This window comes from Aminobacter sp. Y103A (assembly GCF_030294925.1).
GTDB lineage: Bacteria > Pseudomonadota > Alphaproteobacteria > Rhizobiales > Rhizobiaceae > Aminobacter > Aminobacter ciceronei.
In genome coordinates this window covers 220,160-239,516 of record NZ_AP017987.1, presented here as the reverse complement: position 1 = coordinate 239,516, position 19,357 = coordinate 220,160, and the positions used below count along the sequence as shown (strand labels likewise).

The 19,357-nt window shown below is 63.7% G+C and carries 16 protein-coding genes; 4 read left to right on the top strand and 12 right to left on the bottom strand.

All coding sequences use genetic code 11. The features are described from left to right. Positions 1–8: 8 nt before the first annotated feature. Genes Amn_RS28680 through Amn_RS28655 form a run of 6 tightly spaced genes read right to left on the bottom strand, consistent with a single transcriptional unit; the run spans position 9 to position 6,536 of the window. Positions 9–923, bottom strand: a complete 915-nt coding sequence (locus Amn_RS28680) for a carbohydrate kinase family protein (RefSeq protein WP_286298990.1) — start codon at positions 921–923, stop codon at positions 9–11. Continuing rightward, complete coding sequence (locus Amn_RS28675; protein WP_286298988.1) at positions 920–1,957, bottom strand: ABC transporter ATP-binding protein; 1,038 nt, start codon at positions 1,955–1,957, stop codon at positions 920–922. The genes Amn_RS28680 and Amn_RS28675 overlap by 4 nt, the downstream gene beginning before the upstream one ends. Continuing rightward, complete coding sequence (gene argH, locus Amn_RS28670; protein ID WP_286298984.1) at positions 1,957–3,471, bottom strand: argininosuccinate lyase; 1,515 nt, start codon at positions 3,469–3,471, stop codon at positions 1,957–1,959. Before argH ends, Amn_RS28675 begins: the two co-directional genes overlap by 1 nt. 3 nt (positions 3,472–3,474) lie before the next feature. Beyond that, positions 3,475–4,326, bottom strand: a complete 852-nt coding sequence (locus Amn_RS28665) for a carbohydrate ABC transporter permease (protein ID WP_154384298.1) — start codon at positions 4,324–4,326, stop codon at positions 3,475–3,477. Further along, positions 4,323–5,261 carry a carbohydrate ABC transporter permease gene (locus Amn_RS28660; RefSeq protein ID WP_067968462.1) on the bottom strand — a complete coding sequence of 313 codons (939 nt, stop codon included), beginning with the start codon at positions 5,259–5,261 and terminating at the stop codon, positions 4,323–4,325. Before Amn_RS28660 ends, Amn_RS28665 begins: the two co-directional genes overlap by 4 nt. A gap of 18 nt (positions 5,262–5,279) precedes the next feature. Further along, positions 5,280–6,536, bottom strand: coding sequence for a sugar ABC transporter substrate-binding protein (locus tag Amn_RS28655; RefSeq protein ID WP_067967706.1), 1,257 nt, complete (start codon positions 6,534–6,536; stop codon positions 5,280–5,282). Between the two features lie 298 nt (positions 6,537–6,834). Between Amn_RS28655 and Amn_RS28650 the strand changes: the two genes are divergently transcribed. From Amn_RS28650 to Amn_RS28640, 3 genes are all read left to right on the top strand, one after another. Beyond that, positions 6,835–8,049: an ROK family protein gene (locus Amn_RS28650; RefSeq protein WP_502874779.1), complete on the top strand. Its 1,215-nt coding sequence runs from the start codon at positions 6,835–6,837 to the stop codon at positions 8,047–8,049. A gap of 25 nt (positions 8,050–8,074) precedes the next feature. Beyond that, on the top strand, positions 8,075–10,480 hold the full coding sequence (locus Amn_RS28645) for a PIG-L family deacetylase (protein WP_286298979.1): 2,406 nt from the start codon (positions 8,075–8,077) through the stop codon (positions 10,478–10,480). A 76-nt stretch (positions 10,481–10,556) separates the two neighbouring features. Further along, complete coding sequence (locus Amn_RS28640) at positions 10,557–11,375, top strand: DMT family transporter (protein ID WP_246340754.1); 819 nt, start codon at positions 10,557–10,559, stop codon at positions 11,373–11,375. 45 nt (positions 11,376–11,420) lie between these two features. Here the strand turns inward: Amn_RS28640 and Amn_RS28635 are convergent, their stop codons facing one another. Then, positions 11,421–12,299 (bottom strand): MBL fold metallo-hydrolase, encoded by an 879-nt coding sequence (locus Amn_RS28635; RefSeq protein WP_154384292.1) that lies wholly within the window; start codon positions 12,297–12,299, stop codon positions 11,421–11,423. A gap of 3 nt (positions 12,300–12,302) precedes the next feature. Further along, entirely contained in the window at positions 12,303–13,784 is a 1,482-nt protein-coding gene (locus tag Amn_RS28630) for an aminotransferase class V-fold PLP-dependent enzyme (RefSeq protein WP_067967700.1), read from the bottom strand. Between the two features lie 108 nt (positions 13,785–13,892). Between Amn_RS28630 and Amn_RS28625 the strand changes: the two genes are divergently transcribed. Next, a complete protein-coding gene (locus Amn_RS28625) occupies positions 13,893–14,363 on the top strand; it encodes an Lrp/AsnC family transcriptional regulator (protein WP_067967698.1) in 471 nt (156 codons plus the stop codon). Positions 14,364–14,369: 6 nt separating this feature from the next. On the opposite strand, the gene Amn_RS28620 is transcribed toward Amn_RS28625, so the two are convergent. From Amn_RS28620 to Amn_RS28605, 4 genes are all read right to left on the bottom strand, one after another. After that, positions 14,370–14,978 carry a histidine phosphatase family protein gene (locus Amn_RS28620; RefSeq protein ID WP_083948861.1) on the bottom strand — a complete coding sequence of 203 codons (609 nt, stop codon included), beginning with the start codon at positions 14,976–14,978 and terminating at the stop codon, positions 14,370–14,372. A gap of 61 nt (positions 14,979–15,039) precedes the next feature. Further along, entirely contained in the window at positions 15,040–16,134 is a 1,095-nt protein-coding gene (locus Amn_RS28615; RefSeq protein WP_286299045.1) for an ABC transporter ATP-binding protein, read from the bottom strand. 24 nt (positions 16,135–16,158) lie between these two features. After that, positions 16,159–17,868 carry an ABC transporter permease gene (locus tag Amn_RS28610; RefSeq protein ID WP_286298975.1) on the bottom strand — a complete coding sequence of 570 codons (1,710 nt, stop codon included), beginning with the start codon at positions 17,866–17,868 and terminating at the stop codon, positions 16,159–16,161. A 124-nt stretch (positions 17,869–17,992) separates the two neighbouring features. Further along, positions 17,993–19,312, bottom strand: coding sequence for an ABC transporter substrate-binding protein (locus tag Amn_RS28605; RefSeq protein WP_067967686.1), 1,320 nt, complete (start codon positions 19,310–19,312; stop codon positions 17,993–17,995). Between the last annotated feature and the right edge of the window lie 45 nt (positions 19,313–19,357).

Below are 19,357 nucleotides of genomic sequence, written 5' to 3'. Positions count from 1 at the left end.
CGTAACCGTCAGCCAGCAGCCCTGCGCAGCGGCTGGCGCAGGATCGCCGAACCTCCCGCCGCCTGGACGGCAAGGCTGCCATAAGTGATGCCGGCGGCAAGGCAGGCTTGCTCGGACTGACCCGAAAGCCATGCGTCGATGAAGCCTGCATTGAAGGCATCGCCCGCGCCCGTCGTATCGACGACAGGGACCTCTTCGGCCCGGCGGTGCAGCAACTGGGCAGCGGCCTTCAACCACGCGCCCTCGCCGCCCGCTTTCAGGGCCACGATCGGGAAGTCCCTGGACAGGATCTCGATTGCCGCGATCGGATCGTTCTCCTGCGTAATGGCGGTGGCCTCTTCCATGTTGGGCAGGAAGATATCAACGCCGGCGCAGCGATCGAGCAGTTCGGCTTCGTAGATCAGCGTCTCGTCCCAGCTCGGATCGAGCGAGACGGTCAGCCCCCTGGCCTTGGCGCGGCTGACCAGATCGGGGATCTCGTGCAGCGTGGCATATTCGGCGATGTGCAGATGGCCGGCGTCGCTCCAGTCGAGTGCGGCGTCAAGCGTCGCCGGCAGCGCGGTCCCAGCACGCCGCGACAGGAAGGCGCGGTCGTTGCCGATCACCGAGGCGACGGTAACCTGCGGCCCGGCACCGGGCGAATGCTCGACGAAGCGCAGGTCGACATTGCTGGCACCGAGCTCAGCCTCGATCCCTGTCGACAGCACGTCCGTGCCAAGGCGCGCCACCAGAGCGACTTGACGCCCGGCATGGGCCATGTGGGCGGCCGCAATGAACGCGCCGCCGCCGGCAGCCATCTTCATGTCCTGCGCAAACACCTCGCGCCCCGGCTCGGGCAGCGCAGCCAGGCCGGTGAAAATCAGGTCACAGTAAATCCGCCCGATGCTAAGCACCGCCGGACGCTTTGCATTTTCCGATGTCATTGCCGGCCCAGGCTCTTCTCGGTCTTGGCGTCGAAGAGATAGAGGCTGCCCGGCGCCGCGCGGCAGGTCAGCGTGCTGCCCGTCGCGGGGATGAACTTGCTCGGCGCAGTGGCAATCACGGCACTGCCGTCGACATCGAGATGCACCAGCGTCTCCGGTCCGAGCGGCTCGACCGCCGTCACCGTTCCGGTGAGCTCCAGACCGCCGTCCGACTTCTCGACGGCTGCAGTCAGTTCGTGCGGGCGCACACCAATCAGGATGTCGCCGCCGGCAGCGGGCTCGATGCCCTTGCCGTTCTTGCGGCCCGGCACCAGGTTCATCGACGGACTGCCGATGAAGCGCGCGGTGAAGACATCGACCGGGTTTTCGTAGAGATCGGTCGGCGTGCCCACCTGCAGGATGTGGCCGTCCTTCATGACGACGATGCGGTCGGCCATGGTCATCGCCTCGACCTGGTCGTGGGTGACATAGACCGTGGTCGTCTTGAGCTTCTGGTGCAGGCGCTTGATCTCGATGCGCATCTGGGCGCGCAGCTGGGCGTCGAGGTTGGACAAGGGCTCGTCGAACAGGAAGGCCGAAGGATTGCGCACCATGGCGCGGCCGATGGCGACGCGCTGGCGCTGACCGCCCGAAAGAGCCGCCGGACGGCGGTCGAGATATTTCTCAAGGCCGAGGATCTTGCCCGCCTCTTCGACGCGCTGGTCCTTCTCGGCCTTGGACAGCTTCGAGGTGTAGAGACCGAAGCCGATATTCTGGCGCACGGTCAGGTGCGGGTAGATGGCGTAGTTCTGGAACACCATGGCGATGTTGCGCTGCTTGGGGTCACGCTCGTTGACCACCTCGCCGCCGATCTTCAGCGTGCCGCCGGAGATGTCCTCGAGCCCGGCGATCATGCGCAAGGTCGTCGACTTGCCGCAGCCCGAAGGCCCAACGAAGACCACGAATTCGCCGTCGGCGATTTCAAGGTCGATACCCTGGACGACGTCCACCTTGCCGTAGCGCTTGACCAGCTTTTCAAGTTCGATCGTCGCCATCAGAGCGCCCCCGCCAGTGCCTTGAATTTCTCACCGAGTTCTTTTGCGGCTTTCGCCTCGTGCCCGGCATGTTCCTGTGCGACGGCTTCCAATGCCGCTGCCTTCTTCCTGTAGACGCCGATCGCCTCGGCCATCGCCGCCGGTGCCGGGCCGCCGAAACGGTCGCGCACGGCAACGAAATGTTCGGGCGAGACGATCTCTTCGAACTTGTCACGGCCGAAGCTCGGTTCGCGTCCGGTCGAATGCCTGAAGGCTTCGAGGAACGGCGCGTAGCCATCCTTGGCAAGCCCGCCGCCAGCCGCGACCACTGCCTTGGCGACCGTCGCCGCGATCTCGTGCGCCTCGCGGAAGGACAGGCCCTCGATGCGGACGAGCGAGTCGGCAAGTTCGGTGATGGTGATGCACGAGCGGCGGATGTTTTCAGCCACACGCTCCGGATCTATGCGGATCGCGCCGACGAAGGCGGCGAGCAGGTCGAGCACGCGGGAGGCAGCGGTAAACGCCTCGTAGCCCATCGACTGCGTTTCACCTTCGCTGTCGTTCATGTCGGTGAACGGCGTGTTGTGGATGACACCGAGTACGGTGCGGGCGCGGCCCATCGTCTGGCTGGCGAGCAGCCGCATATGCTCGATCGGCACCGGGTTGCGCTTCTGCGGCATGATCGAGGAGATCTGCACGAATGCGTTCGGCACGTAGACTTGTCCGACCTCGAAGCTGGTCCAGAACTGGAAGTCCTGGATCACGCGGCCGAGATGCAGGAACATCAGCTCGATCGCCGAATAGGTCGAGGTGATGTAGTCGGATGCCGCGATGCAGCTGTAGGAATTGCGCAAGGGTGCGGCAAAGCCGAGCAGATCGGCGACGCGCTGCCGGTCGATCGGGAAACCCGACGTGGTGATGGCGGCGGCCCCCATCGGCGACAGGTCGACGATCTTGCGCGCCTCTTCGAAGCGCTCGATGTCACGGAGCAGCACCTCGATGGCAGCCGACAGGTAATGCCCGAATGTCGAAGGCTGCGCCGGCTGGCCGTGCGTGTAGGCAACGATCAGTGTCGCCTTTTCACGCTCGGCCGCGTCGATCATCGCGGCCAGCAGATGTCGCGCCTTGACCATCAGCGCATCGATGCGCTGCTTGAGCCCTAGCTTGAACAGCGTGTGATCGATGTCGTTGCGCGAGCGCGAGGTGTGCAGGCGTCCGGCGACATCAGCGCCGAGGCGGGCCTTCAGTTCCTTTTCGATAAGGAAGAAGAAGTCCTCGACCTCGCCGGTATAGACCAGCTTCTCAGGATCGACTTCACGGTCGATGGCTTCGAGAGCGCCGGCGATCGCCGACGCCTGCTTGGCATCAAGAATACCGGTCTCGGTCAGCATTACCAGATGCGCCCGGTCGATGGCGCGGAAGCCGTCGACATGGTGTGTCTTGGCGCCGTCGAAAAGCGGCCGAAGCACCGTCTCCTTGTAGACGGGATCGGGGAAGACGCTCTTGTCGGAGAGCCTCGGGTTCAGTTCAGACATTTTCTATCCCTTGAGCCCGGCGAGCATGACGCCGCGGACGATGTAGCGCTGGAGCACGAGGAAAACGATCAGCGTCGGCAGGGTGGCGATCGCAGCACCCGTCATGATCATTTCCCACTGGATGGACTGTTCGACCGCGAAGCTCGATAGGCCGACCGGCAAGGTGTAGAGCTCCTTGCTGGTGGTCACGATCAGCGGCCAGAAGAACGCCGTCCAGTTGCCGAGGAAGGTGAAGATGGCGAGCGCGGACAGAGCCGGTGTCACCAGCGGCATCGCCACTTTCCAGAAGATCTGGAACTCGTTCAGGCCATCGACGCGGGCTGCTTCGAGGAAATCGTTGGGCACGCCTTCGAAGAACTGCTTCATCAGGAAGGTGCCGAAGGCCGTCATCATGCCGGGAAACATGATGCCCCAATAGCTGTCCAGCCAGCCGAGATTGGCCGACATCAGGTACCACGGGATGACGAGCATCTCGGTCGGGATCATCAGCGTCGACAGGATGGCCAGGAAGATGAAGTAGCGGCCGCGGAACTCGAACTTGGCCAGCGTGTAGCCGACCAGGCTGTCGAAGAAGACGTTCGACAGCGTCACCATGACGGCAACGAACATCGAGTTGAAGAACCAGCGCATGAAGCGCCCGTCGGCCAGGATCGCGACGTAGTTGGCGAAGGTTGGCGCTGCCGGAATGAGCCTGAGGTCATAGACCTGACCGGCCGTCTTGAATGACGTCGAGAACATGAAGGCCAGCGGCGTCACCATGATCAGGCCGCCGATGAACAACAGCGTCCAGGCGAGGATGCGGCCGGGCTTGACGTTGGCGTGGGACAGCGCCGGCGTTTGGGTGACGGCACTCATTTCTTTTCCCTCAGGATCCAGAGCTGCAACAGCGATACGAACAGCAGGATGGTGAACAGCACCACCGTCTGGGCCGCCGCATATCCCATCGCGTAGGACGAAAACGCCGTCTGGTAGATCATCAGCACCAGCGGCTTGGTCGAGCCGAGCGGGCCGCCCGGGTCGTTGGTGGTCATGTTGTAGACCTGGTCGAAAATGCGCAGGAAGCCGATCGACGAGAACACGACGAGAAACACGGTTGTCGGCTTGAGCAGCGGCAGCGTGATCTTGCGCAGGATTGCCCATTCGCCGAGGCCGTCGATCCGCGCCGCCTCGTAGAAGGTGTTGGGGATCGACCGCAGGCCGGCCATGAAGATGATGATCTGGAAGCCGAGGCCGGCCCAGATCGCCGTCAGCATGATCGACGGCAAGGCCTGGTCGACCGAGCGGATGAACGGCTGCTGGGGGATGCCGAGCGTGCCGAGCGCATTGTTGATCACGCCGATCGGTGCCGGCTGGTAGAACCAGCGCCACACCCAGGCCATCGCGGCAGCCGTGGTCAAATAGGGCAGGAAATAGAGACCGCGGATCAACCCGTGCATGAAACGCACGCGATCGAGATGGTAGGCAATGACGAATGACAGCAACAGGCTGATCGGCGTGCCGACGAGCAGATAGGCAAAGGTGTTCTTGAACACCTTCCAGAACTGCGGGTCTGCGAACAGCTTCTCGTAGTTGGCCAGGCCGATGAACTGCGGCGGCTTCAAAAGGTCCCAGTTGGTCAGCGAAAGCCAGAAGGCTTCGATGGTCGGGTAGAAGCGGATCACCGAATAGAACAGGATCGGCAGAGCGAGGAAACTCCACACCCACACCAGCCGCTTCGTCCGCATGGAACGGCGTTCCCAGAAGGTCGCGCCGGGGCGGCTCAGCGCCGCCCCCTGTTGATCCGCTGTCACAGACATCAAGCCTTCGCCTTACTTCGGGGCTGCTGCGTCGATGATCGCCTGCTCGGCCGCTGCGGCCTGTGCGAGCGAATCCTTCACCGACTGGCCTTCGAGCAGCACGCGGTTGGCCATGTCGATGGTGGTCTGGCGCTGGGCTGCCTCATCAACGAACATGGTGGTGCGGGCGTATTCGAGACCCTTGAGGAACGGGCCGTAGACCGGATCGGCTAGATTGGCTTCGGTCATGGCAGCCGAACGGCGTGCCGGCAGCTCGCCGACCGTCTTCAGCCAGACGTCCATCGCCTCGGGCGAGGAGATGTAGGCCAGGAACTTCTTCGAGGCTTCGAGCTTCTCGCCGCTGGTCGTCGCCGAGATGCCGTTGGCGAAGTAGCTGGCATAGTTGGAACGGGTGCCGTCGGCATTTGCCGGCAGTTCGGTCACGCCCCACTCGAAGCCTTCGATCGACTTGAAGGCGCCGAGACGGAAGGTGCCGTCGATGGTCATCGCCGCCATGCCGGCACGGAAGGCCGCCTGGCCTTCGTCCATGAAGCCGGCCTGGCCGATCTTCTTCTCGGTCTGCAGGTCGGTGTAGAACTTCAGCGCCTTTTCACCCGCTTCGGTGTTGTAGGCCACCTTGCGGTCTCCGTCGGTGTAGGGCTGGCCGCCGAACTGGCGCACCAGCACTTCTCGCCACCACTGGTGATCCTGGCCGGCCATGTCGAGGGTCGAGCCGGCGACGATCAGATTGCCGGCGGCGTCACGCTTGGTCGCCTTCTCGGCGGCGGCAACGAACTCGTCGAGCGTCTTGGGCGGGTTCGCCGGGTCGAGGCCGGCTTCGGTGAACAGCTTCTTGTTGTAGAACAGCGCCAGCGAACGCACGGCGGTCGGCAGGCCGTAATAATCCTCGCCGCGCTTCATGGCGCTGACGATCGGGAAAAATTCGCTTTCGATCTTGTCGTGCGGGAACGCATCGGTCGGCAGCGGCTGCAGCAGGCCGCCGGCAACGAACTTGTCGAGCCAGCCGTAGAACAGCTGCATCACGTCGGGGCCCTGGCCGCCCATCTTCGCAGCGATGACGCGCGTCTGGTAGTCGGCATAGGGGAAGGTCGTCTGCTTGACGGTGATGTCAGGATTGGCCTTCTCGAAGTTCTCGATCAGCTGGTCCATCGCCTTGACGCGCGAGTCGAAGACATACTGCCAATATTCGATCTCGACGGCCTGCGCCGCGTTCATAGCCAGTGTGCTGAAACCAGCAATCAGACCGGCAAACAAGGTTGCTCTACGCATATTAGCCTCCAAATGCGCCCATCGGATATCCCGAACCACGGGCGACCATTATCCCCTTGGCCCGATTTTTCTCGCAGTCGAGAAACGGGCCACTCGCTTAAATTCATGGGCCATCGAACGCGGGCGGAACACGCCCGACAAAACTGACACCAAGGAGCTGCGGATCCTCCCCGCACACTCCCTCTACGGTTCCCTTTCATCAGCCGTTTGTCAATAAGATAATCTACTTGAATTAATCTATTGCAGCTAACGTCGCTTCCGCGTTATCAATTTTGCAACCGAGGTCAGGATGGGCGAAATGGCATTTCAGCCGGGCAGCACGCATCAGGTCACATTGGGCAACAACCCCGAGCGCAGCCGCGACCATAACCGTCGCGTGGTGCTCGACGTCGTGCGCCGGAACGGCGCTCTGGGGCGCATGCATATTGCCCGGCTGACGCACCTGACAGCGCAAGCCATCGCCAACATCGTCGACGAGCTGGTCAGCGAAAACCTGTTGATGGAGACCGGGCGCCTGCGTTCGGGCCGTGGCCAGCCGCCGATCCAGTTCGCCGTCAACCCCGACGGCGCCATGACCATGGGCATCGAGATGGCCTCCGACCACATGGTGTCGACAGTGCTCGACCTGTCGGGCCAGCCGCGTTCCAGGCGAATCATGCCGGTCAGCGACACCAGCCCGAGCCAGGTCATCGCGCATCTGCGCGCCGAGCTCGATGCGGTCAGGTCGACGTTCAAGTCGCGGCTGCTCGGCATCGGCGTGGTGATGCCCGGCCCGTTCGAGATCGAAGGCATGACCTCGGTCGGCCCGACGACGCTGCCGGGCTGGGCAAACATCGATGCGGCAAGCCTGCTCAGCGAAGCCTGCGGGGAGCCGGTGACGGTGGAAAACGACGCCAACGCCGCGGCCGTCGGCGAACGCTTCTTCGGTGCTGGCCACACCATCTCCAGCTTCTGCATGGTCTATTTCGGCGCCGGCCTTGGCCTTGGCATGATCCAGGACGGCACTCCGTTCCGTGGCGCCTTCGGCAATGCCGGCGAAATCGGCCACGTCGTCGTCGTTCCCAGAGGCAGGGCTTGCCCATGCGGCCAGCACGGCTGCCTCGAGCGCTACGCCTCGGTCTATGCGCTGCGCGAAAAGCTGTGCGAGGCAGGCATCCCCGACTGCGACTTCGCCGACTTCTCCGAACTCCATGCCAAGCGCCATCCGGTGCTGCTGGCGTGGATGGAGGAGACCGCGACCTATCTCGCGCCGATGATCGCGATGATCGAAAACATCCTCGACCCCGAAACGGTGATCCTTGGCGGCGTGTTGCCGGACGCGATCATCGACGAGCTGATCGAGCGGATGGGACCGTTGCCCATTTCCGTCGCCAGCCGACGGACCCGCGCCCTGCCCCGCGTCATGCGCGGCCAGACCGGGCAATACACGGCGGCACTCGGTGCCGCCGCGCTGCCGCTGTTCGAGGTGGTCACGCCCAAGCTCGAAACCGCCGCCACAACGACCACCGAATAGCAGACTGGAATACCGGAGGACCTGAATGCCGAGCGCCCGCGAACGTATCGAAAGACAAAAGGCCAGCCCGTCGCTGCTCAGGCTTCACCGTGCCCTCAGCCGTCTCAGCTCTACCGTCACCATGATGAACACCGGCGCTCATCCCGATGACGAGCAGAGCGGCCTGCTTGCGTATTTCCGCCTCGGCCTCGGCATGCGCGTCATCGTCGCCTGCTCGACGCGTGGCGAAGGCGGTCAGAACTCGCTCGGGCCGGAGCGCCTTGGCGTGCTCGGCATGATGCGCACCCGCGAGATGGAAGAAGCGGCGCGCGCGCTCGATGCCGACGTCGTCTGGCTCGGCCATGGCCCAGATGACGAAGTGCATGATTTCGGCTTCTCCAAGGATGGCGACCAGACCTTCACCCGCTGGGGCGAGATGCGCACTGTCGAACGCCTGGTGCGTGCCTATCGCAGCGAACGGCCCGACATCGTCATTCCGACCTTTCTCGATGTCCCCGGCCAGCATGGCCACCACCGCGCCATGACCCGCGCAGCCGAAAAGGCAATCGGGCTTGCCGCCGACCCGCAGGCGTTCCCCGAACATTTCAAGGAAGGCATGAGCCCCTGGCAGCTGGCGAAGTATTATCTGCCGGCATGGTCGGGCGGTGGCGACACCTATGACGACGAAGTGCCACCTCCCGATGCGACGGTTGTCGTCAACGCGCCCGGGCGCGAACCGGCGACGGGCGCGGAATATGACCGCATCGGAGAATGGTCGCGCTACTACCACGCCTCGCAGGGCATGGGTCATTGGCCTGATGTCGCCGAGACGCGCTGGCCGCTGCATTTACTGCTTGCCGCCAACGGCACAAAGGCCGAGACGTCGGTGCTCGACGCGCTGCCGGCAACGCTCGCCGATCTCGCCGCATCGCGAGACCTCTCCTATGAAGCCGCGCAGGCACTGAAGGCCGCCGGTTTGGCCGTCGACAAGGCAATCGCGGCATTCCCACACGCCGATGCGATCATTGCAGCCCTCACCGAAGCGGCTACCCAGCTTGCCGCTGCCCGCAATAACGCCTCGCCCGATTTCCTCGAACGCCATCGCCACCGCCTCGACCGCAAGGCACGCGAGATCGACGCCGCCTTGATCGAGGCCGCCGGCCTCTTCGACCGCGCGACGCTGTCGCCATCGACAGTGGCGCCTGATGAAACGGCTGAACTCACTGTCGATCTGGCCTCCGCCGGCGACAGTCGTTCTGTCGAGGTCGAAGCTGTGCTGCCCAATGGCGTCACGGCCAAGGCGGAGACCATCACCGGACGCCGACGCAGCCTGAAGATCGTTGCCACCGTCGACGCCGCTTACACAAAGCTCTATCCGCCATCATGGTCGGCTCTCGGCGGCAATGGTGACGCCCATGTCGTCATCTCGGCAAAGTTCGGCGATCATACCGCCCGCGCCACCTATGACCTCGAGGAGCCATTTGCCGTGCTGCCGGCAAGCTCGGTCGTGATGGAGCCCGAAGCGCTGATCGTACCGCTCGACGGCACCAGACGCGAATGGCCGGTCAAGTCAGTGGTCGCAGGCAAGGATGCGCCCGTCTCGCTCAACATGGAAGACGGCTGGTCGCTGGCCCAGGCGGAAGGTGGCCAGGTCATCCGCGCTCCCGAGACACGTGTTGCCGGGCTAACCACCATCACGCCGCTGGTCGGCGGCAGGCCGGCATTGCGGCTGACCCCGATTGCCTATTCGCATATCGGCCGCGTCACCCATCGCCAGCCGGAAGCGCTGCGCGTGCTCACGCTCGACCTCAAGCTGCCGCAGGGTGCTGTCGTCGGCTATGTCGGCGCAGGCGCCGACCGCGTCGGGCTTTGGCTCACGCGCATGGGGCTCGACGTCACCGAGCTCGACGCCAAGGCATTGGCCGGAGACCTCAGCCGCTACACATCAATCGTCGTCGGCATCTTTGCCTTCGGCATTCGCAAGGATCTGGCAGCAAGCACCGAGAAGCTGCACCGCTTCGTCGAAAATGGCGGCCACCTTGTCACCCTTTACCACCGCCCGACCGACGGTTGGGATCCACTAGCGACGCCGCCGAGGAAACTCGAGATCGGCTCGCCGTCTTTACGCTGGCGCGTAACGGATCCGACCGCCGAGGTTACGGTGCTGGTGCCGGACCACGTCCTGCTCAAGGGGCCGAACATCATCGGCCCGCAGGACTGGTCCGGCTGGAACAAGGAGCGTGGGCTCTACTTCGCCGCGCGCTGGGACGAGGCCTACCAACCGCTGCTGGCGATGCACGACGCCAACGAACAGCCGCTGATGGGCGCTCTGGTCTCTGCCGAGATCGGCAAGGGCCGCCATACCCACACCAGCCTCGTGCTGCATCACCAGATGGACAAGCTGGTGCCGGGAGCATTCCGCCTGATGGCAAATCTTGTCCAGCCAGCCTGACGGCACGGTGACGCCCGAGGCGGGGGACGAGCGTCACAAGGCCAACCGCGAAGGCATCGTCTGGGTGCTCGCAGACATGCTGCTGGTCTCCGGCGGCATGACGGCGCTCGTCAAGGCGCAAGGGCTCGTCTATCCGGCGTTCCAGCTCGTCTTCATCCGGGCGATGATCGGCTTGCTGTTCATCCTGCCGCTGATCTGGCGCCATCGTCACCACATCCGTCACACCAGGCATCCCTGGCAGAACGTCTCGCGCATCAGCTGCAACGCCATCGCGCTGACCAGCCAGTTCATGGCCTACACGCTGCTGCCGCTGGCGGTGGTCAACGCGCTGAGCTTTTCCAGGCCGCTCGTCACCATGGCCATGGCGGTCGCCTTCCTCGGCGAGACCGTTTCGCGGTTGCGCTGGGTGGGTGCTGCCTTCGCCTTCGCCGGCGTGCTCGTCATGCTGGCGCCGGGCGGCGTCGAGTGGAATCTCGGCTTGCTTGCAGTGTTTGCTACGATCGTCTTCGGCTCGCTCGCCATCATCCAGACACGCATGCTGCGCGATGAAAACACGACCGTGATGATGGTATTCTACACTGTCGGCCTTGCGGTCATCACCGCTGTTCCGGCCATCTTCGTCTGGCAGCCTGTCAAGACCTTCGACTGGGTGCCCCTGCTCGGCATCGGGCTTCTGGCGCAGGCCGGTCAATACTGCTTCCTGCGCGCCTATCGCCTTGCCGATGCCAGCTTGCTCGCGCCGATCGGCTATCTCTCGATCGTCGTCACGACTGCCGCCGGCTATGTCTTCTTCGCCGAAGTGCCCGACCAGCGCATCGTCATCGGCGCAATCGTCATCCTCGCCGCGTTGCAGACGACCGCCTATCTCGAACGCCGCGCCAACAGGAAGAAGTGACCTTCGCCAAATCCGCGAGCGTCCTGTTCCCGGAAGCGGGGGAAATCAATCCCAGGCAGCTCCGTCAAGCGCGTTGAGCGGGAACTTGAGATAGCGCTGGCCATTAGCTTCGGGTTCGGGGAGCCGGCCACCATTGATGTTGATCTGCAGTGCATGCAGGATCAGCTTCGGCATCGGCAACGTGGCGTCGCGCCCATTGCGGAACGCCACGAAATCCTCTTCCCGCTCATAACGCGTCAGGTGAATGTTCTGACTTTTCTGGGCGGCAACGGTGCTTTCCCACAACGGGGTGCGCCCGCCAGGCTGGTAGTCGTGCCCGACGAAAATGCGGGTGTCATCAGGCAGCGCCATGATGTCCTGGATCGTCGACCATAACGCATTGGCGCTGCCGCCGGGGAAATCCGTACGTGCGGTGCCGCTGTCCGGCATGAAGACGGTGTCGTGGACGAAAGCTGAATCGCCGACGACATAGGTGACGGATGCCAGCGTGTGACCGGGCGAGAACATCACACCCGTCCTGATGTCGCCGATCTCGAAGGTGTCGCCCTTGTCGAACAGGTGGTCCCATTGCGAACCGTCGGTGCGGAGCTCAGGCCAGTTGTAGATACCGGCCCAGAGTTTCTGCACGTCGACGATGCGCGCCCCGATCGCCGTCGGCGCACCGGTCTTTGCCTTCAGATAGGACGCCGCCGAGAAGTGGTCGGCATGCGGATGGGTGTCGAGGATCCACTGGATCTCCAGATCCTGTTCGCGAACATGGTCCAGCAGCTTGTCGGCGTTGGCGGTTGCGGTTGCGCCCGATTTCTCGTCGAAATCGAGGACCGGATCGATGATGGCGCATTTTCGGGTTCGCGGGTCGGAGACGACATACTGCACCGACCAGGTGCGTGGGTCGAAAAAGGCGGCGACGTCTGGTCTTGCCATCGCTCAAGCCTCGGCCATTTCGGCAGCGCGCGGATAGAAAATCGCACGGCTGGCATCGAAATCGTAGCGCTCCTGATACTGCACCGCGTCCGAAGCCAGCTTCAGCACCGCATCGAGGATGAACTGCACTTTCTCTTCCGGCAACAGCACGCTGAAATTGAGCCTGACAAAACCCGGCTTGCTGATCTCGTCGCCGGCCAGGATCGCTTGGCGCATGCGCTCAGATTCCGTCTCGCCGATCGACAGCAGGCGATGGACATAAGGCCCGGCACAGGCGCAGCCGCCACGCGCCTGGATGCCGAAACGATCGCTGAGCATGCGGGTCACCAGTTGCTGGTGAACATAGCCGCCCTTGCCGTCCCTGACCCGGAACGAAAAGATCGGCAGCCTTTGAGGCTCCAGCGCACCGAGCAGCTCGATGTTGCCGGCGCCGTTCCAGGCCGACATGGCGCGGCTGGTCAGTTCGGCATTGCGAGCCCGCATCGCGTCCGCGCCGAGCGCTTCCTTGACCAGGAAGGCTAGGGCCGCGCGGATGTCGCCGACCACATTGGGCGTGCCCGCCTCTTCCCGCGCTTCCAGGCTGGTGCTGTAGTCGTGGCCCGAGGGCGAGACGAACTTGACGGTGCCGCCGCCGGGCCATGACGGCTTGTCAGTCGTAACCGCATCGCGGCGGACGATCAGCACGCCCGAAGCGCCCGGACCGCCAAGGAACTTATGCGGCGAGATGACCACGGCATCGATTTCAGCGCCTGATACGGGCGACATGGCGATCGGCATGTAGGGTCCCGCACCGGCGTAGTCCCAGACGATCTTGGCGCCAGCCGCCTTCGCCTGCCTGGTGATGGCAGCGACATCGGTAATGATGCCGGTGACGTTGGAGGCAGCCGAAAACGCGCAGACGGTGAGGTCAGCCTCCCATTGCAGCACTTCGTCCAGTGCGACGAGATCAGGTCCACCGGCAGCGCATTCGGCGATCTCGATCACCTCCGCCCCGCTTTCGCGCCAGGGCAGGATGTTGGAATGGTGCTCGTAGGGGCCGATGATGACACGGACCTGCTTGCCGGCTGCAACCGCATCGGTAACACCCAGAAGCTTGACCAGCCGATTGATGCCGGCCGTCGCGCCCGATCCGGCGAAGATGACCGCATGCCTGTCGCTCGCGCCGCAGCACGCGGCGATCGCCGCGCGCGCCTCGCGGCGCAGGCGGGTCATCATGCCGCCGCAGTAGGAAGCCTCGGTGTGGCTGTTGGCATAATAGGGCAAGACTTCCTCGAGCACGAAGCGCTCGATCTGCATCAGCGCCCGACCTGATGCGACATAGTCGGCATAGACCATGGGCTTGAGACCGAACGGACCGTCGATCTTCGCGTCCTTGCCGACAAGGCCGCTGCGCAGCTCCGCGACGACGTCACGTACGGCAAGGCACTCCTTGAACTTGTCCAGCAAGCCGGTGCCGCCAGGATTTTCGCAGCGCTCGGTCTTCATCGAATCTCTCCCGCAACCAACTCAAGGCGATTCTAATCGGATGTGGGAGATGAAACCTCATCGTTTTCGCACGACTTTGGCGCCAACTTGGGTCATATGATCTGAATCATGGAAAAAATCGACGAAATCGACAACAAGATTCTGGCGTGCCTGCAAAAGGACGGTGCGATCTCGCAGCGCGACCTGGCCGAGCGTGTCGGGCTGTCGCAAAACGCCTGCTGGCGCCGCCTCCAACGGCTCAACGCATCAGGCTTGATCCGCGGCACCCATGCCGACATCGACCTTGCGGCACTCGGCTACGACCTGACCGTGTTCGTCATGATCCGCACCCGCCACCACTCCAAGGAATGGGCGGACAATTTCCGCAAGCATGTCGAACGCATGCCCGAGGTGACCGACTTCTACCGCATCGGCGGCGACTGGGACTATCTGATCAAGGTGGTGACCAGGGGCATGTCGGGCTACGACGGCTTCTACCAGAAACTGATCACCAACTTCGACCTGGCGACGGTGACCGGTTTCTTTTCCATGGAAGCGATCATCGAGAACCGCGCCGCGGACCTCGCCCGGCTACGCTAAATCCGATCAAGCCAGCGCGTCGATCATCGTCTCCTGGCCGCCCGAGAGCCAGAAGGCCGCAGTTTGTGGCTCGCAATAGGCGAGAATGTCCTCAGGCGCCGCGCCTGTGTAGACCCCGCGCAGCGCCCGCAGGCTGACACTGTGGGCGACCACGACATGCGGCGTCGAGCGGTCGAGACCGACGAGCCAGGACCGCATGCGTGCCATCAGTTCGACATGGCTCTCGCCACCAGGCATCGCATACCCCCAGGGATCGGCGCGGTCGGCCTCGAACTGCTCGGGAAACGCCTGTTCGATTTCTTCGGCTGAGCGTCCCTCCCAGACGCCGAAAGCACGCTCGACAAGCGACGTCTGGTCGACGAAGCAGTCGAAGGAGACACCCCAGACATCGGCGAGTATCGACGCCGTCTGGCGGGCGCGGCCGAGCGGGCTGACCCAGAATCTGGCGTCCTTGCAAGCGGCGACCCGCACCGCGAGATGTGTGCCCACCTCAAGTGTCCGCCGCACGCCATTGGCTGTCAGCGGCGTGTCCTTGTGACCCTGCAGGCGGCCGGCGACATTCCACTGGGTTTCACCGTGGCGGATGACGAGCATATCGGGAAAATGAAAAGGCATGAATTTCTGCGTGCTGAAAATGGGAGGGATGGGCCGCCGAGCGATGCCGGCGGCCATGATGTCATTCGGCGAGCCATTGCGCCGACGAGGGCTGCAGCCCGACCGACGTCCGGGCGCCCGTTTCGAGCAATGCGTCACCGGAATGGAAGGGCACGTCCACCAACACCGATGCGGTGCCAACCTGCACCCCGTAGCGCACGGTTGCGCCGAGAAACTCTCGATGTGTGATGGTTCCTGCCAGCGCCACGGCGTCTGATGCAACGGTGCCGATGGTTGCGTATTGCGGCCGGAAGACGAGCTTGGCGCCGCGTGGCACGGTGGTCCCTGCCGGGATAGGAATACTGCCCGCACCCGGCACTTCGAACAGGCGATCCGCACCGCTTCCGACGACATGGCCGTCAAGGATGTTCGCCGTGCCGAGGAAGTTGGCGACGAACAGGTTCGCCGGCTTCTCATACAGCCCCATCGGCGTGCCGACCTGCTGGATTCGGCCTTCGTTGAACACGGCGATGCGGTCGCAGACGGTGTTGGCCTCTTCCTGGTCGTGGGTAACGAAGATGGTCGTCAGCTGCAGCCGCTGCTGCAATTCACGCAGTTCGCGCCGCACCTCGACACGCATCTTGGCGTCGAGGTTCGACAACGGCTCGTCGAGCAGCAGCACCTTGGGCTCGATGGCGATGGTGCGGGCGAGCGCGACGCGCTGCTGCTGTCCGCCCGACAGCTGGGCGGGACACCGCCCGGCCAGATGCTTGAGCCCAACCAGGTTGAGCGCGGCATCGACACGGCGCTCGACCTCGGCCCGCGGCAACCGGCGCTCTTCCAGTCCGAAGGCGACGTTGCGGGCCACCGTCATGTGCGGCCACAACGCATAGGACTGGAACACCATGCCGATGTCACGTTTCCAGGGCGGCATGTCGAGTACGTCGACGCCGCCGACGACCACGCTGCCCTGGCGGGCGGTGTTGAAGCCGGCGATCAGCCTGAGCAAGGTGGTCTTGCCGCAGCCCGAAGGTCCGAGAAAGGCAAAGAATTCGCCCGGCTGGATTTCAAGATTGATGTCCTTCAGCACCTGCAGGTCGCCGTAGAACAGGTTGACGTCGCGAATGCTGATCGCCTTGGCGGGGCTTGGCGCAAGGCCGGTGGTGCTAGCGTTCATGTTCATTGTTCTCTCCCCAAGTTCCTATTTGGCCGATCCGATGGCCTTTTGCCGGCGTTCGATGACGTAGTGCGAAAGCAAGGTGCAGAGCGCCACCATGATGACGGCGATGACCCCGAGCGCGGCACCGGGCCCACGCCCTGCCGGCGACTGCATGAAGACGTAGATGCCGTAGGCGATCGGTGCGTCCGAGTTGCTCTGGATCAGCATCAGCGTCGCCGAGAGCTCAACCGCCGCTGTCGAGAAGCTGGTGACGAAGCCGGCGAGCAAACCGCCGGTCATCAGCGGCAGCACGATCCGGCGGATCGTACGCTGCTTTGTGGCACCGAGATTTTCGGCAGCCTCCTCGAGCGATTCCGACACCTGCTGCAAGGCGGCGTAGCAGGCGCGCAAGGCATATGGCAGGCGGCGGATCGCCAGCGCCAGAACGACCATCACCCACAACGTCGCCAGTGGCGTGCCATCAGGCAACGTCACGCCATAAAAGGTGCGGAGATAACCAATGCCGAGGACGACGCCGGGAATCGCCAGGGCTGAGGTTGCCGCCCAGTCGAGCCAGCGGCGGCCGACGACCTTGGTGCGCAGCACGAGATAGGCGATGGCGCCACCGATGACGACGTCGATCAGCCCGGCAAGCGAGGCATAGATCAGCGTGTTCTTGATGTAGACAGAGCTTTCGTCGAACACCCTGGCGTAGTGAACCATGGTGAAATCGTCAGGCAGCGGGCTGTAGGACCAGACGGTCGCAAAAGACAGCAGCAGCAGGCCGATATGCGGCGACAGGACGAGCAGCAGGATGAAGCCGACGACGCCATAGGCGACGATGCTCTCGCCACGGCTCAGGCTCCGGCGCATCAGGCCGCCGCCGCCGCGCTGCACGGTCGAATAATCCTTGCCGCGCATCGCAACGGCCGACAGCCACATGGCGAAGATCGAAACGATGATCAGGATCACCGAGATGACGTAGCCCATGGGATCGGTCAGACCGACTGAGGTGACGCGCAGATAGGCCTGCGGCGCCAGCATGTCCTTGACGTTGAGCAGCAGCGGCGTGGCGAGGTCGTCGAAAACCTTGACGAACACCAGAGAAGCGCCGGCCAGATAGCCCGGCATCGACAGTGGAAACACGATGCGGCGGAACAGGCGGAAGCCGGACGAGCCGAGGGTCTGGGCTGCCTCTTCCATCGACCGGTCGATGTTGCGCAGGCTGGTCGAGAGATTGATCAGGATGAACGGAAAATAGTGCAGCGACTGAACGAAGATGACGCCGTTCAACCCTTCCATGAAGGGGATGCGGACGCCGAACCAGTCATTGAGCAGCAGGTTGACGGTGCCGTTGCGGCCGAACAGCAGTTGCATCGCCACCGCGCCGACGAAGGGCGGCATGATCAGCGGCACGAAGCCCAATGTCTGGATGACCATCGAACCGCGAAAATCGAAGCGCGTCGTCAACACGGCGAGCGGCAGCGCAATCAGCGTCGCCCACACGACCGACATGCCGGCGACATAGACCGAGTTGAAGAACGAACGGCGGAACAGGTCGGTGGCGAAGAAATCCAGAAAGTTGACGAAGGTCAGGGCGCCGGTGCCCTTCTCGGTGAAGGCCGTGTAGATCACGGTTCCCGCGGGAATGATCAGGAAGATCGCCAGGAACAGGCCGATCAACGCCACCGCGGCGATCTGGCCGGGCTTGGCGGTAACCCGCCGCGGCGGGAACGAAGTAACAAAAGCCATGAGGCAGACTCCGAAATGATATCGGCTGGCCCGGCCGCATCGATGCGCCAGGATCGCCTGCTATCAAGGATGTGAAGAGGTTGGCCGCCCGCGCCAGGCAGGCGGCCGCTGTTGCCCTGACGTCTCAGTCGACGAGGGACAGTGCCTTCTCCGCCTTGGCCTGGGCCTCGGCGTAGTTCTTGGTCGCAAATGCCGCCCACTGCTGCTCGAGCTCGGCCTGGCGCGCGGTCTTCTGCTCGCCACCGGTGAAGGCGTCGCGGATCTGCGGGCTGGCGGCCTCGTCGGCCGTGACGGGCATTGCCGAGATCAGGGCACGCGCTTCGTCGACCAGCGTGCGCGCTTCCGCCACGTCCTTGGCGGCAAGCGCCTTTTCGGCGGCGTAGATCGCCTTGGTCGCGCCCTTCAGCGGATCGAGCTGGAACGAGATCAACTGGTCGAACAGCGTGTCGACGACATCCGTGCGCTTTTTCGACACATCGGCATCGAAGGTGATCATCGACTGGAAGCGCGGATCCTTGAACGGATTCGGGAAGCCTTCAGGCGCGTTCGCATAGAGCGCGGGGTTGATCGGCAAGCGGCGGATCGACGGCTCGAGCAGGACTGACTGACCCTTCTCCGAGAGCAGGTAGTTGACGAAGGTTTCGGCGCCCTTCTGGTTCGGGGCGTTGGCGACGATGCCGATGTTCGCCGGCACCACCGTCGTCACCGACGGGTAGACGAAGCTGACCGGGAAGCCACCGGCCTGCGCCGAGAAGGCAAAGAAGTCGATGACGATGCCGATGCCGGCCTGGCCAGAGTTGACTGCATCCGGAACGCCGAAGGAGCGCTCGGTCACCTGCTGCAGGTTGCCGCCGATGCCCTTCAGCGTGCCCCAGCCCTTGTCCCAGCCTTCGCCCTGCAGCACGGTCTCGATGGTCAGGTGCGTCGTGCCCGAACGCGAGGGTGCTGCGATGGCGACGTGGTCGTGGAATTCAGGCTTGGTCAGGTCGCTCCACTCAGCCGGCTTGGGCAGGTTGTTGGCCTCGAGATAGCGGTCGTTCCACATGATGCCGTAACCGGACGCGGCGAAGCCGAAGTAGAAGCCGTCCGGATCGTTCACAGGATAGGAGCCGACTTTTTCCGGCAACCCGGTCACCGATGGCGCGAACTTGGCCAGCAGGCTTTTGCCCTTGAGGCTGTCGAAGGCGTCGGGCGCCGATGCCCAGAACAGGTCGACCTGGTTGTTGGCCTTGATTTCATCGAGATACTTCACGCCCGAGCTTGTGCTCTTGTTCTGGACGTCGAGCGTGAAGCCCGGATTGGCCGCCTCGAAGCTGGCCTTGAACGGGTCGGTCACATCCTTGGAAAAGGAGGTGACGACGGTCACCTTGCCGCCATCCTGGGCGTAGGCGGTCGAAATGGCGGCGGCCGAAACCAGCATCGCCGCGGCAATGGTCTTCAACATAGGTACTCCTCCCAATGACACCGCCAAATGCCGGCGGCCACTTCA

Coding starts and splice junctions, on each gene's coding strand:
- Amn_RS28680 (WP_286298990.1), bottom strand. CDS start 923: ATGACATCGGAAAATGCAAAGCGTCCGGCGGTGCTTAGCATCGGGCGG.
- Amn_RS28675 (WP_286298988.1), bottom strand. CDS start 1,957: ATGGCGACGATCGAACTTGAAAAGCTGGTCAAGCGCTACGGCAAGGTG.
- argH (WP_286298984.1), bottom strand. CDS start 3,471: ATGTCTGAACTGAACCCGAGGCTCTCCGACAAGAGCGTCTTCCCCGAT.
- Amn_RS28665 (WP_154384298.1), bottom strand. CDS start 4,326: ATGAGTGCCGTCACCCAAACGCCGGCGCTGTCCCACGCCAACGTCAAG.
- Amn_RS28655 (WP_067967706.1), bottom strand. CDS start 6,536: ATGCGTAGAGCAACCTTGTTTGCCGGTCTGATTGCTGGTTTCAGCACA.
- Amn_RS28650 (WP_502874779.1), top strand. CDS start 6,835: ATGGCATTTCAGCCGGGCAGCACGCATCAGGTCACATTGGGCAACAAC.
- Amn_RS28645 (WP_286298979.1), top strand. CDS start 8,075: ATGCCGAGCGCCCGCGAACGTATCGAAAGACAAAAGGCCAGCCCGTCG.
- Amn_RS28640 (WP_246340754.1), top strand. CDS start 10,557: ATGCTGCTGGTCTCCGGCGGCATGACGGCGCTCGTCAAGGCGCAAGGG.
- Amn_RS28635 (WP_154384292.1), bottom strand. CDS start 12,299: ATGGCAAGACCAGACGTCGCCGCCTTTTTCGACCCACGCACCTGGTCG.
- Amn_RS28630 (WP_067967700.1), bottom strand. CDS start 13,784: ATGAAGACCGAGCGCTGCGAAAATCCTGGCGGCACCGGCTTGCTGGAC.
- Amn_RS28625 (WP_067967698.1), top strand. CDS start 13,893: ATGGAAAAAATCGACGAAATCGACAACAAGATTCTGGCGTGCCTGCAA.
- Amn_RS28620 (WP_083948861.1), bottom strand. CDS start 14,978: ATGCCTTTTCATTTTCCCGATATGCTCGTCATCCGCCACGGTGAAACC.
- Amn_RS28615 (WP_286299045.1), bottom strand. CDS start 16,134: ATGAACGCTAGCACCACCGGCCTTGCGCCAAGCCCCGCCAAGGCGATC.
- Amn_RS28610 (WP_286298975.1), bottom strand. CDS start 17,868: ATGGCTTTTGTTACTTCGTTCCCGCCGCGGCGGGTTACCGCCAAGCCC.
- Amn_RS28605 (WP_067967686.1), bottom strand. CDS start 19,312: ATGTTGAAGACCATTGCCGCGGCGATGCTGGTTTCGGCCGCCGCCATT.